Source organism: Streptomyces cynarae (assembly GCF_025642135.1).
Taxonomy (GTDB): domain Bacteria; phylum Actinomycetota; class Actinomycetes; order Streptomycetales; family Streptomycetaceae; genus Streptomyces; species Streptomyces cynarae.
On sequence record NZ_CP106793.1, the window covers coordinates 5,276,897 to 5,292,569 of the forward strand.

The window sequence follows — 15,673 nt, forward strand, 5'->3', positions numbered from 1 at the left end:
AGCGGGAGGCAGCGGTGAGGACAGCGGCACTGGGGCCGGCGCAGCGCGCCGAGTCACTGGCGGGAATGGCCGAGCGCGAGCTGGACGTACTGGTCGTGGGCGGCGGCGTGGTCGGTGCCGGCGTCGCGCTGGACTCCGTCACACGTGGTCTGTCCACGGGTCTCGTCGAGGCGCGTGACTGGGCGTCGGGCACCTCGAGCAGGTCCAGCAAGCTGATACACGGCGGCCTGCGCTATCTGGAGATGCTGGACTTCGCCCTCGTACGCGAGGCACTGAAGGAGCGCGGGCTGCTGCTGGAGCGCCTGGCGCCCCATCTCGTGAAGCCGGTGCCGTTCCTGTATCCGCTCCAGCACAAGGGCTGGGAGCGGCTGTACGCGGGCTCGGGCGTCGCCCTCTACGACGCCATGTCGATGGCGCGCGGCCACGGCCGGGGCCTGCCGCTGCACCGTCACCTGAGCCGTCGTCACGCTCTGCGAGTGGCTCCCTGCTTGAAGAAGGACGCGCTCGTCGGGGCGTTGCAGTACTACGACGCGCAGATGGACGACGCCCGCTTCGTCGCGACGCTGGTGCGCACGGCCGCGTGGTACGGCGCGAAGGTCGCCAACCGTGCGCGGGTGACCGGCTTCCTGCGGGAGGGCGAGCGGGTCGTCGGCGCGAGGGTGCAGGACGTGGAGGCCGGCGGGGAGTACGAGATCCGCGCCCAGCAGGTCGTCAACGCGACGGGGGTGTGGACCGACGACACCCAGGCGATGGTGGGCGAGCGGGGCCAGTTCCACGTGCGGGCGTCCAAGGGCATCCATCTGGTGGTGCCGAAGGACCGGGTCAACTCCACGACGGGCCTGATCCTGCGGACCGAGAAGTCGGTCCTCTTCGTCATCCCCTGGGGCCGGCACTGGATCATCGGGACGACCGACACCGAATGGAGCCTCGACAAGGCGCACCCGGCGGCCTCCAGCGCGGACATCGACTACTTGCTGGAGCACGTGAACTCCGTCCTGGCGGTGCCGCTCACCCGCGACGACGTGGAGGGCGTGTACGCGGGCCTGCGGCCCCTGCTCGCCGGGGAGTCGGACGCGACCAGCAAGCTCTCCCGCGAGCACACCGTGGCGCACCCGGTGCCCGGCCTGGTGGTCGTGGCGGGCGGCAAGTACACGACGTACCGGGTGATGGCCAAGGACGCCGTCGACGAGGCGGTGCGCGCCCTGGACCGGCGGGTCGCCGACTGCGTCACCGAGGACGTCCCGCTGCTGGGCGCCGAGGGCTACCGGGCGCTGTGGAACGCGCGTGCCCGCACAGCGGCGCGCACGGGGCTGCACGTGGTACGGGTGGAACACCTGCTGAACCGCTACGGCTCGCTGGCGGAGGAAGTGCTCGACCTGATCGCCGACGATCCGTCACTGGGCGAACCGCTGCACGCGGCCGACGACTACCTGCGCGCGGAGGTCGTCTACGCGGCGTCGCACGAGGGAGCGCGCCACCTGGACGACGTGCTGACCCGGCGGACCCGCATCTCGTTCGAGACGTTCGACCGCGGCGCGCGCAGCGCCCGGGAGGCGGCCGAACTGATGGCGCCGGTGCTGGGCTGGGACGGCGACCAGATCGAGCGCGAGGTGGAGCACTACGAGAAACGGGTCCAGGCGGAGAGGGAGTCCCAGCGGCAGCCCGACGACCTGACGGCGGACGCGGCGAGGCTGGGAGCGCCGGACATAGTGCCCTTGTAGGAAGGGCGAGGAAGGGCGAGGAAGGGCGCGGGCGGGCGCGAGTGTGACACGTACGGCCTGAAGGCGCGTCAAAGTACTGTGTGGGGGGACGCCGACGGGCAGGCCGTGGCGGCGCGGTAGGGCGCTGTGCGGCGCGGCAGGGTGCGACATCGGCGCCATCCGGGTGCCCGGCGTACGCCCGGGCCGCCGCACCGCCCCGGTGCGCCGCCTCCGGGCGTCCTCCGACCGGGGGGAGCCGTCGAATCAGGGGCACCCTGGGCGTGGGGCGGTCCGTGCGTGGGGGACAATGGAGGCTCTGTCAGGGCGGGTTGCATGAGGGGACGCATGTCGGAGGCGGAGCGGGCGGGGACAACCCGTCAGGACAAGAGCGAACGTCTCCTCGCCGGGCGGTACCGGCTGGGGGACGTACTCGGCCGCGGCGGCATGGGCACGGTGTGGAGGGCCGAGGACGAGACCCTGGGGCGTACGGTCGCCGTCAAGGAGCTCAGGTTCCCGTCGAACATCGACGAGGACGAGAAGCGCCGGCTCATCACGCGCACGCTGCGGGAGGCCAAGGCGATCGCCCGGATCCGCAACAACGGCGCGGTGACCGTCTACGACGTGGTCCACGAGGACGACCGGCCGTGGATCGTCATGGAGCTGATCGAGGGCAAGTCGCTCGCCGAGGTCATCCGCGAGGACGGTCTGCTCGAACCTAAGCGCGCCGCCGAGGTCGGGCTCGCGATCCTCGACGTGCTGCGCGCCGCGCACCGCGAGGGCATCCTGCATCGCGACGTGAAGCCGTCGAACGTGCTGATCGACGAGGACGGCCGGGTCGTGCTCACCGACTTCGGCATCGCTCAGGTCGAGGGCGACCCGTCCATCACCTCCACCGGCATGCTCGTCGGCGCCCCCTCCTACATCTCGCCGGAGCGGGCCCGCGGGCACAAGCCCGGCCCGGCGGCGGACCTGTGGTCGCTCGGCGGACTGCTGTACGCGGCCGTCGAGGGCGTGCCGCCGTACGACAAGGGGTCGGCCATCGCCACCCTGACCGCGGTGATGACCGAGCCGCTCGAGGAGCCGAAGAACGCCGGCCCGCTGAAGAACGTCATCTACGGGCTGCTCACCAAGGACCCGGGGCAGCGGCTCGACGACGCGGGCGCGCGGGCGATGCTCAACGAGGTCATCCACGCGCCCGATACGGAGGAGGAGGTGCCGGCGGACGCGACGCGGGTCGTGGCGTTGCCCCCGGTGCCGGAGGAGTCCAAGGAGAAGGAGAAGCGCGCGTCGGGCTCCGGGGCCAAGCGGGGCGAGGAGGCCGCGGATCGGCTGCGCGGGGCCCTGCGGTCGGTGCGCAAGGCGGCTGCGTCGGCGGGCGCGGCGACGGCCGGTGCCGCGACGGCCGCGCGGACCAAGGGGTCCGCCCCCGCCGAGGTGGCCGAGGGTGCGGTGGCCGCGCGTGTGGATGCTCCCGCGACCGGGGCCTCCGACGCCGGACGCGCGGGGGTCACCTCGGCGGACGCACGGTCACACACGGCTGCCCTCGGATCGAACTCCGGTCCGGCGAAGCCGAGTTCGGGATGGCCCATCGTGCCGGACCCGGACCGGCCGCCGCGGCCGGTGACGCCGCCCCGCGCACCGCTCACCGACGTGGTGCCCAAGCGGACGCTGGTGATCGTCGCCGTCGTCGTGGCGCTCGCGGTTCTGGGGATCGTGCTCGCGCTCATCCCGTGGGGCGGGGACGACGGCTCGCAGACCGGCTCGAAGGGTGCCACCAAGCCCGCCGTGACCACCGGCGGCGGCAAGGGCAGCGGCGGCAAGGGCGGTGGCGGGACCCCCTCGGGCAGCGGCAGCAACGGCACGACCACGACGGACGGATCGGACCAGCAGAACGCGGCGGACAGCACGTCCGCCGCGAGCGCCAGTGCGTTGGCCTCCGGTGCGGCGGGCAGCGGCGCCGCGGTGACGACGCACAAGGGTGGGCAGGGCTACTCGATCGGGCTGCCGACCGGCTGGAAGTACGCGTCGTCGGATGACGCCGGTGACCGCTTCACCGGGCCGAACGGGCAGAAGCTGCTGGTCGCCTGGACGTCCACGCCCAAGGACGACCCGGTGGCGGACTGGAACAGCCAGGAGCGCTACATGGTGCGCCCCCAGTACCACCGGATCGGGATCGAGAAGGTGGACTACCGCGGCTGGAACACCGCCGACTGGGAGTTCACCTACGTGGACTCGGGCACCACCTACCGGGTGATCGACCGCGGATTCGTCGTCAACTCGCACCTGGGGTACGGGCTGATGTACACGGCGAAGGCGGACGACTGGGACGGGGACCTGCGCAAGAACACCTGGAAGACGCTGACCCAGACGTTCCAGCCGAAGTCGTGACGTACCGAGCGTCCGTCTGACGTTCCGTCCGATCGTGTCGCGGGCAGATATGACATCCCCGGGTTGCGGGTTGCCTCCGGCACGTATCGTGAAGGACGGATCGCGAACCGTACGCATCCGGAACAGGACGCGGGACGAACGGACTTGACCGACCGGGCGGCCGGGGGAGGCATCGTGGACGACTATGCGGGACGGGTACTCGCCGACCGCTACCGCCTGCCGCTGCCCCCCGCCGACGAGTACGAGTTGGCCGAGACACGGGCCTTCGACACCTACAGCGGGCAGGAGGTCCTGATACGGCAGGTGCCGTTGCCCGAGGTCGTCGAGGCGGAGGTGCTCGACGCGGACGGGCTGCCCGCGGGGTTCGTGGCGCGCGACGGCCGCGGCGGCCCCGGCGGTGGTCCGGGCCGGACGACGGCCACGCGCCGCCCGCCGACCCGGCCGTGCGGCGCGCCGTCGAGGCCGCGCAGGCCGCGGCGCAGATACCCGACCACCCTCGCCTCGACCAGGTCTTCGACGTGTTCGCCGAGGGCGGCTCGCTGTGGATCGTGAGCGAACTCGTGGCCGCGACCCCGCTCACCGCGCTGCTCGCGGAGCAGCCGCTGACGCCGTACCGCGCGGCCGAGGTCGCCTCCGACGTCCTCATGGCGTTGCGCGTCCTGCACGCCCACGGCTGGGTGCACCGCAACATCACCGCCCGCACGGTGCTCGTCTGCGAGGACGGCCGCGTGATACTGACCGGCCTGGCCGCCGGAGCGGCCGAAGAGGCGCTGTGCGGGTACGACCCGGTGCCGGCACGGGAGCCGGAGCCTGAGCCCGGTACGACGGATCGGGACTCCACGGCCCCGGTGCCCGCCCCCCGGCCCGGTGGATCCGGCGGGGACCCGTTCGGGCCCGGGGGTCGCTGCGCGGTGTGGACGCCGATGCCGCGCGGCGGGCAGCGATCGAGGCGCGGGCGAACGGTGCCGCTCCGGGCGCGGGCCCGGCCGGCGCCGGTGTGCCCGCCGTGGCGCCCCGCACGTTGGAATCCGCGGAGGACGTGCGCGCGGCACGGGCCGGGGCGATCGCGGCCTACCGCGCCGGAGCCCGGGCCGCGGCACGGGTGCAGGAGGAACAGCGCGGCACCCACACGGCGTTGCCCGCACCCCGCCCGGCCGAGACCGGCCCCGACACCCCGCCGCAGCCGCCGTCCGGCCAGGGCGGCGGCCCCGACACCCCGCCCCCGGGCCGGATCGCCGACCAGTATGGGACGGGCCGTACGGCGTCCTGGCACGGCGCCGTCCCCCGCCCCACGGCCCCCACCCACGACGCCGCACCCGGGCCTCAGGGCAACGGCAGCGGCCCGTACGACAAGGCCGCGCTCCCCCTTCCGCCACCCCCTGGCCCCACCGCGGCCCCGCCACCCCCTCGCCGCCGAGCGGGCGCGGCAGGCCCGGATGGCCGTGGTCGGGCCGGTCACCGAGCGGTGGGCGCCCGAACAGGCCGGGCCCGTGCACGAGAACTGGCAGCTGGCACCGCCGATCGGTCCCGCGACCGATCTGTGGGCGCTGGGCGCGCTGCTGTTCCGGGCCGTCCAGGGGCACGCGCCCTACCCCGAAGAGAGTACCGCCGAGCTGGTGCAGCTCGTCTGCTCCGAGCCGCCCGCCTTCGCCGAGGAGTGCGGCCCGCTGCGTCCGGTCGTGGAGTCGCTGCTGCGCCAGGACCCGACCGAGCGGCCCGACTTCGAGGAGCTGCGCGGCTGGCTGCGCTCCCTCGTGCGGTCCGCACCCGAACCGGAGGCGGGGACGCACGTCATAGCGGCACCGCCCGTCGACCCCGCCCGCCTGCCGATCGTGCGACGCCGGGGCGAACTGGTCCGCAGACGGCGCGCCGGGCTGCCCGCGACCACCCACGCCCGCCACAAACGGGCCAAGGACGGCCGTCCCCAGCCCCGCCGCCTCGGCCGCACCCTTCTTCTGCTGATCCTGCTCGCGCTGGCCGCGGCGATCGCGTACGCGATGGCGTTCATGCCGAAGGCCGGGACCAGCAGTGGCAGCGGCACGGCGGGGGAGCGCACCGGCACCGCCGGGAAGGCGAGCCCCGCCCCGCAGCAGTCGGACACGGACGGCGCGGGTCAGCCGCAGCAGGGCGGCTCCACCAGCCCCTCGAAACCGGCCGACTCACCGCAGACGCAGGCCACAAGCACCCAAGTCGCCCAAGGGTTCACCCTGCGCAAGGACCCCGAAGGCTTCAGCGTCGCCGTGGCCGACGGCTGGGACCGGACGCCGAAGAACGCGCAGGGCCAGGTCGTCTACTCCCAGGGCGACTTCCAGCTGATCGTCGTGCCCGGACGCGACACCACCGGCAGGTACGGGAGCGACCCGCTGACGTACCAGAGGGAGTCGGAGCCCGAACTGCAGCCGTTCCGCGACTCGACCTGGGCCACCTCCAGCGGGATGCGGCGCATCGACGTCGGCGGACGGACCATGGTCGAGGGCCAGTTCACCTGGACGAACGGCAACGGGCAGCAGCTGTTCGTGCGCAACCTCGCCGTCCTCGTCGGCGGCCATTATCACGTGGTGCAGGTGCGCGGCCCCGACGCCGAACGCGACGAGGTCACCCGGCTGTTCGAACAGGCCGAGGCGACCTACAGGGTGACGAACTGACCGATCCCGGGCCCCACAGTGGTCCGATTGCGCTGAGTGTGCGGTGGTTCCGTCCCGTACGGGGAAGGGAGAACCGTCACAGTGCGGTCTCCGTTACGGCCCCGCCGGTTCCCTGCACGGGGACCGCTCTTTAATGTGACCTCGTCAAGAACATTGCGGGGAAACGTGAATCAGATGCAGGGCCTGCTCCTCGCGGGCCGCTACCGGCTCGTCGACTCGATCGGCAGCGGCGGCATGGGCCGGGTGTGGCGCGCCCACGACGAGGTGCTGCACCGGGCGGTCGCCATCAAGGAACTGACGGCCGCACTGTACGTCACGGAAAGTGACCGAGCCGTACTCCTCGCCCGTACCCACGCCGAGGCACGGGCCGCCGCGCGCATCAACCACTCGGCCGTCGTCACGGTGCACGACGTCCTGGAGCACGACAACCGGCCGTGGATCGTCATGGAGCTCGTCGAGGGCGGCTCGCTGGCCGACGCGGTCAAGGAACGCGGCCGGGTCGAGCCCACCGAAGCCGCGCGGATCGGGCTGTGGGTGCTGCGCGCACTGCGTGCGGCGCACTCCGCGGGCGTGCTGCACCGCGACGTGAAGCCCGGCAACGTCCTGCTCGCCGCCGACGGGCGGGTGCTGCTCACCGACTTCGGGATCGCGCAGGTCGAGGGCGACACCACCATCACCCGCACGGGAGAGATCGTCGGGTCGGTCGACTACCTCGCGCCCGAGCGCGTCCGCGGCCACGACCCGGGCCCGGCCGCCGACCTGTGGGCGCTCGGCGCCACGCTGTACACGGCGGTGGAGGGCAGGTCGCCGTTCCGGCGGACCTCGCCGCTGACCACCATGCAGGCCGTCGTCGACGAGGAGCCGGCGCCGCCGCGGTTCGCGGGCGCCCTGGAAGCGGTGATCTCGGGCCTGCTGCGCAAGGATCCGGCCGAGCGGCCCGACGCGTCCCAGCTGGAGGCGATGCTGGCCGAGGCGGTCGAGGGACGGCGGCCGAGGGCGGCACAGGAGTACGTGGCGACGCAGCACGTCGACCTGAGCGGGTTCGGGGACACGACCGCGAATGTGCCGCACCCCCGGCAGGCGCGCGAGGCGGCGACGGCCCGCGGCACCGTGCCCCAGCCGCCATGCCGCCCGCACCACCCCGGTCCCGCAAGCGGCACCGGGCCCGTACGGCCGCGCTCGTGCTCGCGCTGGCCGCGGTCGTCGGCGCGGGGGCGCGGTGGCGTGGCAGAAGTGGGACGGGGGCGACCGGCAGGCCGGTGCGTCCGTCTCCTCCTCCGCTTCGCCGTCCCTGCTGCCCAGCGCCCAGGGAACGCAGGAGGCCGACGCGACGGGCGACCTCCCCGCCGGCTGGGTGCGCCACCGCGACCCCTACGGATTCAGCCTCGCCGTGCCCTCCAAGGACTGGAAGCGGAAGGTGTTCGACGAGGCCACCCACCAGGTCGACTACACCCCCGACAGCGGCGAGCACTTCATCCGCATCGCCGTCGACAGCTCACCCGACTTCGAAACCGCGTACGACCACCAGATCGATCTGGAGCAGCAGCTCCACCGGCTGGTCGACTACAAGCGCGTGGTCCTGCGGAAGAACATCTACCGCGACCGCCCGGGGTCCCTGTGGGAGTACACCTGGACCGCGCTGGCGAAGGACTCGACGACCGCCCCCGGGCCGCGCCACGCCGTCGAGGAGACGTACTTCTCCCGCGACGGCGTCGAGTACGCCATCTACATGTCCGGCCCGGAGGCGGACTGGACGACGACGCGGCAGCAGTTCCAGGCGGTGCTGCGGGGGTGGCGTCCGCCTACGGATTGACGGGCACCGGGCCCGGGCGGGCCGTCGTGCGCGGCTCGTGAGCCCCCGGTGGGTCGGTTGTCGGCCACCGTCGCGGCGTCGTTCCGGAGGTCCTCGTCCGGTGCGGCATGATGGGGCGCATGGGGACCGAGGGGGAGAACGGCCGGCTCGTAGCGGGGCGTTACCGGCTTCAGGAGCGGATCGGCCGCGGCGGCATGGGCGTCGTCTGGCGGGCGTCCGACGAACTCCTCGACCGGCAGGTGGCCGTCAAGGAACTCGTCCTCGACCTCTCCCTGTCCGCCGAGGAGGCCCGGCTGCACCGTGAGCGCACCCTGCGCGAGGCGCGCGCGGTGGCGCGGTTGCGGCACCCGCACATCATCGTCGTCCACGACGTCGTGGAGCACGACGAACGCCCGTACATCGTGATGGAGCTGATCGTCGGCGGCTCGCTGGCCCAGCGCATCGCCACCCGCGGCCCGGTCGACGCCCGGGAGGCCGCCCGCATCGGCATCGCCCTGCTCGGCGCGCTGCGCCGCGCGCACGACGCAGGCGTGCTGCACCGCGATCTGAAACCCGCGAACGTCCTGATGGAGTCGGGCACCGGCCGCGTCGTCCTCACCGACTTCGGCATCGCCCAGGTCACGGGTGCCACCACGCTCACCGAGACCGGCGCCTTCGTCGGGTCCCCCGAGTACACCGCGCCCGAACGGATGTCCGGCGAACGGACCGGGCCCGAGTCCGACCTGTGGTCCCTCGGGGCCCTGCTGTGTACGGCGCTGAGCGGCGAGTCGCCGTTCCGCCGCGACTCGTTGGGCGGCATCCTGCACGCGGTGGTCGCGGGCGAGATCCGCCCGCCCGAGCAGGCCGGTCCGATCCTGCCCGTCATCCGGGGGCTGCTGGAACGCGATCCCGACCGGCGTCTGGACGCGGCGGAGGCGGAGCGGCTGCTGCGTGAGTTCCTGGAGACCGGGCGTACACCGACGGCGTCTGTGCCGTACACGCCGACGCAGCGGGACGTGCCTCGCAGCGCCCCGCCGTCGCCGCAGGACGCGCCCGTGGCGCGCGGCCTCCGGCAGGCAGTCCGTGCGGGGCGTGTTCGTGGCGGCCGCCCTGGTCGCGGCCATGGCGGGCGCGGGTGTCTCGGCGGCGGCGCTGCTGCTGCGCGACGGCGGCGACGGCGGGGGAGCGCCGGCGAGCCCGGGGCCGGAGCGCACGTCGGTGAGCCGGGGGCCGATGCTCCCGTCCACCGCCCGGCCCGCCCCCACGGTGACGGTGACGCGTACGCCGGCCTCGGCGACGTCGGAGGTCACCCGCAGGGCGCCCTCCGGGTACCGGCTGGTGCGGGACCCGAACGGTTTCTCGCTGGCCGTACCGGACGGGTTCACCCGCAGTCCGCAGGGCGAGCGCATCTTCTACGTGTCGCCGGGAGGGACCTTCCGCCTAGGCGTCAAGGTGGCGGACCCCGCGGCGGGCGGCCCCCTCGCGGTGATGCGGCGCTCGGACGCCGACGGGCCGTCCACCAACCCGGGCTACCACGACGGCCGGGTCACCGAGACCTCGCACCGCGGAAACCCGGCGGCACTGTGGGAGTTCACCTGGGACGGCTTCACCGCGGCCGAGGGCCCGCGGCACACCTACGACCTGTGCTGGGACGAGAGCGGCCGGATGTACGACGTATGGGTGTCGGCGCCGGTCGGGAAGGTCCGGGAGGCGAAGGAGTACTTCGACGTGGCGGTGGACACGTTCGCTCCGGGGTGACCTTGTATCAAGCCCCTGCGTCACGGGTCTGTGACCGCAAGGGGACAAGGGTGGCTGAGGGGGCGGCCGACGCGATAAGCATGAGCGCATGAGCGACCACGGGGGAGCACCTCAGCAGGCGGGCGAACCGACGAGTTTCGGACTGCAACCGCCGCGGCCGGCCGTGCCGTACCCGGGGAACCCCTACGCCCGGCCGCAGCCGGAGACCCACGCCGTCCCCACCCGGGCCGCCCCCGAGGCGCCGCGGGACCCGGGCACCGGGCGGCTCGTCGCCGGACGCTACCGGCTGCTCGCCAAGCTCGGGCACGGCGGCATGGGCACGGTGTGGCGGGCCAAGGACGAGACGGTGGACCGGGAGGTCGCCGTCAAGGAACCCAGGGTCCCCGACCACCTTCCCGAACGTGAACAGGCCAACGCCTACGAGCGGATGCGCCGTGAGGCACGGGCCGCCGCCCGCCTCGACCACCCCGCGGTCGTCGACGTGCACGACGTCGCCGTCGTGGACGGCAGGCCGTGGATCGTGATGGAGCTGGTGCGGGGCCGCTCCCTGGGCGATGCCCTCCAGGAGGGCACGCTCGGCGTGCGCGAGGCGGCACGGATCGGCCTGGAGGTGCTCGGCGCTCTGGAGGCCGCCCACGCGGCGGGCGTCCTGCACCGGGACGTGAAGCCCGACAACATCCTGCTCGGCCGGTACGACCGCGTGGTGCTCACCGACTTCGGCATCGCACAGATCGAGGGCGAGACGAAGCTGACGGAGACGGGCGGCTTCGTCGGCTCCCCCGAGTACATCGCGCCGGAGCGGGTGCTGGGCCGGCGCCCGGGCCCCGAGTCGGACCTGTGGTCGCTGGGGGTGGTGCTGTACGCGGCGACGGAGGGTGTCTCGCCGTTCCGGCGCACCAACACGCCCGCCATCCTGCAGTCGGTCCTCAACTCCACTCCGGCGCCCCCGGCCTCCGCCCGTGGCCCGCTCGCCGACGCCATCGGCGGCCTGCTGAACAAGGACCCGGCGCGCCGCCCGAACGCGGCCGAGGTGCGCCGGCTGCTCCAGGAGGCGGCGAGGGAACCGGCGCCCGTGCGGATCGCCGTGCCCGGCCGCAAGGGCGTCCGCCTGGGCCGCGGCACCCTGCTCGCGGCCGGGGCGGCCGTCGTCGCGGCCGCGGTGGTGGCGGCGTACCTCGTGGTCGCGGACCCGTTCGCCGGCCCGCTGCCGGGCGGCTGGCGGCAGCAGCCGGAGAAGGCGCTGGGCGCCATACTCGCCGTGCCCGCCGACTACCAGCCGAGCCGGCCGAAGAAGGACGACACCGACAAGAACTGGGTGACGTACACCGACTGGAGCGGCAGCATCTCGATCGGCCTGCACCTTGCGAGGAAGTCCCAGGACACCTCCCACCAGATCAAGGACTCGTCGGCAGCCGAGATGTACGCGGACAACGACGCCTTCAAGAACAGCGGCGCCTACCAGTTCGACATGCCGAAGAGCCCGAGGACGGCCCCGAAGGACGACATCACGTACCACGACAGGAAAGCCGCCGAGAACACCGTCGCCTACACGACCGACGACAGCCTGAATCCGCGCCCGCGCGAGCTGACGATCTTCTATTACAAGAACTCCCGGGGCGACATGTACAAACTGACGGTCAGTTACCCGGGGAAGGGCGACTTCACGGAACGCGGCCGCGAAGTGGCGCGGACGGCGATGGCGAACCTGGAGATCGACACACTCTGACCTCATGTGCCTCGCCGTAGGACGGTAACGGTATGCGTCCGACGACCGGGGCCCCGCTTCGACAACTCGTGATCCCGCAAGGTACTCATGGGACATGCGTACTGACGCGGGACGTCTGATCGACGGTCGCTACCGGCTGACCGAACGCCTCGGCTCCGGCGGCATGGGCACCGTGTGGCGTGCCGTGGACGAGCTCATGGAGCGCGACGTCGCCGTCAAGCAGCCCCATCTGCCCGGCGATCCGGAGGACGAGGCACACCGGCGCGCCGCCCACCGTCTCTACCGCGAGGCACGAGCCGCGGCCCGCGTCGACCATCCCGCGGCCGTGTCGATCCACGACGTGACCGTCGAGGACGGATGCCCCTGGATCGTCATGGAGTTGGTCCGAGGGGAGTCCCTGGCGGACGCGCTGCGCCGTGGGCCGCTGCCGGCCGAGGAGGCGGCGCGCATCGGGCTCGCCGTCGTCGGCGCGCTGGACGCGGCGCACCGCGTCGGCATCGTGCACCGCGACGTGAAGCCGGCGAACGTCCTGCTGGGTCCGCGCGGCCGAGTGGTCCTCACCGACTTCGGCATCGCACACGTCCAGGGCGAGGAATCCCTCACCGTCACCGGGGAGTTCGTCGGCTCGCTGGAGTTCATCGCACCGGAAAGGATGTCCGGCCGGATCGCCGGTCCCGCCTCCGACCTGTGGTCGTTGGGCGTACTGCTGTACGCCGCCGTCGAGGGATCGTCCCCCTTCCGCCGTACGACGGTGGAGTCCACGCTCGCCGCGATCCTCGCCACCGATCCTCCCGAACCCCGGCAGGCCGGGAGGCTCGGGCCGCTCATCGCACGGCTGCTGGTCAAGGAACCCGAGCGGCGGCCCGACGCGGAGCAGGTCGGTGCGGTGCTGGAGACGGTGGCCGGGGGGTGGCCGGTGCCGGGTGCGGAACGGGGGGAGTCGACGGATGCTCAGGACGCTTCCACCTTGAGCGAGTTCGCCGATGACACCGGGACGGTACGGTTCGGGGCCGCGGCGCCGCGGCCTGCCGAGGACGACGGTTCCAGCGACGGCGGCCCCGGCACCGTGGACGACGGCGGTCCCGGCACCGTGGACGACGGCGGTCCCGGCACCGTGGACGACGGCGGTCCCGACACGTCACCGGAAACCGCGCCGCAGGCGGAGGCCCCGCCGCCGTCCGAGCGGGGGCCGTCAAGCCGTCAGAGCCGCCGACGCCAAGCCGTCCGAGCCGGAGGCCCCCGCGCCGTCCGCCCCGGCGACCGTCGCCGTGGCGGTGCCGGTGCCGGTGGCGAAGCCCAAGCGCCCCGCCCTCCTCCGCCCGGCCCCCGTCGCCGCGCTCGGCGTCCTCCTCGTCGGCGGCACCTGGTTCGGCACCTCCTACTTCGACACCCCCGAGAGCGAGGGGAGCACCGAACACACCGCCACCTACGGCTCGGCCCCGGCCATGGCCTCCCCCAGCTCCTGGACCGCCCACCGCGAGGCGAAACTCGGCGCGGTCGTCTCCGTACCGTCGGACATCGCCCGGGGCACCGCCACGGAACGCACGGTCACCTACGGCGACGACACCGTTCGGCTCCGCCTGACCCGGGAGACATCGGTCCCCACCCCGCTGAAGGCCTGGGCGCGGCAGGCCACCGCCTCCTTGCGCGCCGACGACCCCGGCACCCTCTACACCCCTACGAGCTTCCACGGCGACGACGCCATGCTCACCGACACCACCTACACGGTGGGGAAGAAGCGGTACCGCGTCCTGCAACTGCTGATCGTCACAACCGCCCGCGAGTACTACGTGCTGCGCGTGGACATGCCGAAGGGCACCCCGGACGAAAAGCGCGGCACCTCGCTGTTCAAGGGCGCCCGGGACCGCCTGAAAGTGGGCAAGGACATGCTGGGGTCCTGACGACGCCCTGATCAGCGCGTTCGCTGCCAGCGGTCACTGGCGCGGTGTGGACGCCCCGTGAAAGCGCGTTACCGACGGGTACCCAAACGCTCCGCCCCGGCATACCCTGCGCCTCATGACGGACTCGCAGGCCCCGGAGAAGGCCACCGCACAGACCGGTACGGGCACGGCCGGCACCAACCCCCTCGCTCCCGCCCCCACGGGCGCCCGCACCGCCGTCGACGTGGTGACGCCCGAGTTGGTCGCCCAGCTCACCAAGGGCGTGGCCGGCTCGGGCCGCACCGCCAACCACGCGCCGTTCACCGGCCAGAAGCTGGCCGACCTGCCCGAGTCCACCCCCGAGGACGTCGCTCTCGCCTTCGAGCGGGCCCGCGTCGCCCAGGTCGCCTGGGCGGGGACCCCCGTACGGCAGCGCGCCGCGGTGCTCCTCCGTTTCCACGACCTGGTGCTGGAGCGGCAGGCCGAGGTCCTCGACCTGATCCAGCTGGAGACCGGAAAGGCCCGTCTGCACGCCCACGAGGAGGTGCAGGCCGTCGCCGTCGCGGCCCGGCACTACGGCCGCAAGGCGCCCTCGTACCTGAGGCCGAAGCGGCACACCGGCGCCGTGCCGACGCTGACCAAGGTCACCGAACTGCGCCACCCGCGCGGCGTGGTCGGCCAGATCGCCCCCTGGAACTACCCGCTGGAGCTGTCGGTCGGCGACGCGCTCCCCGCCTTCGCCGCGGGCAACGCCGTCGTGATGAAGCCCGACACGGAGACCTGCCTGACCGCGCTGTGGGCGCGCGACCTGCTGATCGAGGCCGGACTGCCCGCCGAGGTCTTCCAGGTCGTCATCGGCGACGGCCCGGTCGTCGGCCCGGAGGTCGTCAAGCACGCCGACTACGTCTCCTTCACCGGCTCCACCCGCACCGGCCGGGAGGTCGCCCAGGGCGCCGCCGCCCGGCTCGTCGGCGTCTCCCTCGAACTCGGCGGCAAGAACGCCATGCTGGTCCTCGAGGACGCGGACATCGAGAAGGCCGCCGAGGGCGCGGTGCGGGCCTGCTTCTCCTCTGCCGGGCAACTGTGCATCTCCATCGAGCGGTTGTACGTCCACGAGTCGATCGCGGACGCCTTCCTGGAGCGGTTCGTCGCCCGCACCAAGGCCCTGCGACTCGGCACGTCCCTCGCCTACGGCGCCGACATGGGGTCGCTGGTCGGAGAGCGGCAGCTCGAGACCGTGACCCGGCATGTCGAGGAGGCCGTGGCCAAGGGGGCGAAGGTGCTGGCCGGCGGGGTGGCCCGCCCGGACGTCGGCCCGTACTTCTACGAGCCGACCATCCTCGACGGCGTCGAGGCCCCGATGGCGGTGTGCGCGGAGGAGACCTTCGGCCCGGTCGTGTCGATCTACCGCTTCAAGAGCGAGGACGAGGCGATCGAGCGCGCCAACGCCACGCCGTACGGCCTGAATTCGTCGGTCTGGACGAAGAACGGCCGACGGGGGCGCGAGGTCGCGGCCCGGCTGCGCACGGGCACCGTCAACGTCAACGAGGGCTACGCACCGGCGTACGGCAGCGTCCAGTCCCCGATGGGCGGCATGAAGGACTCCGGCCTCGGCCGCCGCCACGGCTCGGAGGGCATCCTCAAGTACACCGAGGCCCAGACGGTCGCCCAGCAGCGACTGCTGCCGATGGCCCCGTCGCTGGGGATGGACGACGAGAAGTACGCGGCGTTCATGAGCCGGAGCCTGAAGGTGATGAAGGCGCTCCGCCTCCGCTAGTTCCCCA

At 73.2% G+C, this 15,673-nt stretch carries 7 protein-coding genes and 3 pseudogenes; all 10 read left to right on the plus strand.

Going from position 1 to position 15,673, the window contains the following annotated elements; genetic code table 11:
* Positions 1 to 14 precede the first annotated feature (14 nt).
* Positions 15 to 1,721 (plus strand): glycerol-3-phosphate dehydrogenase/oxidase, encoded by a 1,707-nt coding sequence (locus tag N8I84_RS24305; protein WP_263231501.1) that lies wholly within the window; start codon positions 15 to 17, stop codon positions 1,719 to 1,721.
* 324 nt (positions 1,722 to 2,045) lie between these two features.
* Entirely contained in the window at positions 2,046 to 4,088 is a 2,043-nt protein-coding gene (locus N8I84_RS24310) for a serine/threonine-protein kinase (protein WP_263234872.1), read from the plus strand.
* Between the two features lie 174 nt (positions 4,089 to 4,262).
* Complete coding sequence (locus N8I84_RS42775; protein WP_313884279.1) at positions 4,263 to 4,640, plus strand: hypothetical protein; 378 nt, start codon at positions 4,263 to 4,265, stop codon at positions 4,638 to 4,640.
* A complete protein-coding gene (locus tag N8I84_RS24315) occupies positions 4,532 to 6,733 on the plus strand; it encodes a protein kinase (protein WP_313884280.1) in 2,202 nt (733 codons plus the stop codon). The genes N8I84_RS42775 and N8I84_RS24315 overlap by 109 nt, the downstream gene beginning before the upstream one ends.
* A 174-nt stretch (positions 6,734 to 6,907) precedes the next feature.
* A pseudogene (locus tag N8I84_RS24320) lies at positions 6,908 to 8,546 on the plus strand (serine/threonine-protein kinase).
* Between the two features lie 119 nt (positions 8,547 to 8,665).
* Positions 8,666 to 10,372: pseudogene (locus N8I84_RS24325) on the plus strand (serine/threonine-protein kinase); the annotation flags it as partial.
* The gene (locus tag N8I84_RS24330) at positions 10,372 to 12,009 is read left to right on the plus strand and encodes a serine/threonine-protein kinase (RefSeq protein ID WP_263231503.1); all 1,638 of its coding nucleotides are present in this window, start codon (positions 10,372 to 10,374) and stop codon (positions 12,007 to 12,009) included. The pseudogene N8I84_RS24325 and the gene N8I84_RS24330, both read left to right, overlap by 1 nt.
* A gap of 94 nt (positions 12,010 to 12,103) precedes the next feature.
* Positions 12,104 to 12,931 (plus strand): annotated as a pseudogene (locus N8I84_RS24335) (serine/threonine-protein kinase); the annotation flags it as partial.
* A 364-nt stretch (positions 12,932 to 13,295) separates the two neighbouring features.
* Positions 13,296 to 13,910 (plus strand): hypothetical protein, encoded by a 615-nt coding sequence (locus N8I84_RS24340; RefSeq protein ID WP_263235069.1) that lies wholly within the window; start codon positions 13,296 to 13,298, stop codon positions 13,908 to 13,910.
* 115 nt (positions 13,911 to 14,025) lie between these two features.
* The gene (locus N8I84_RS24345) at positions 14,026 to 15,666 is read left to right on the plus strand and encodes a succinic semialdehyde dehydrogenase (protein ID WP_263231505.1); all 1,641 of its coding nucleotides are present in this window, start codon (positions 14,026 to 14,028) and stop codon (positions 15,664 to 15,666) included.
* Positions 15,667 to 15,673 lie beyond the last annotated feature (7 nt).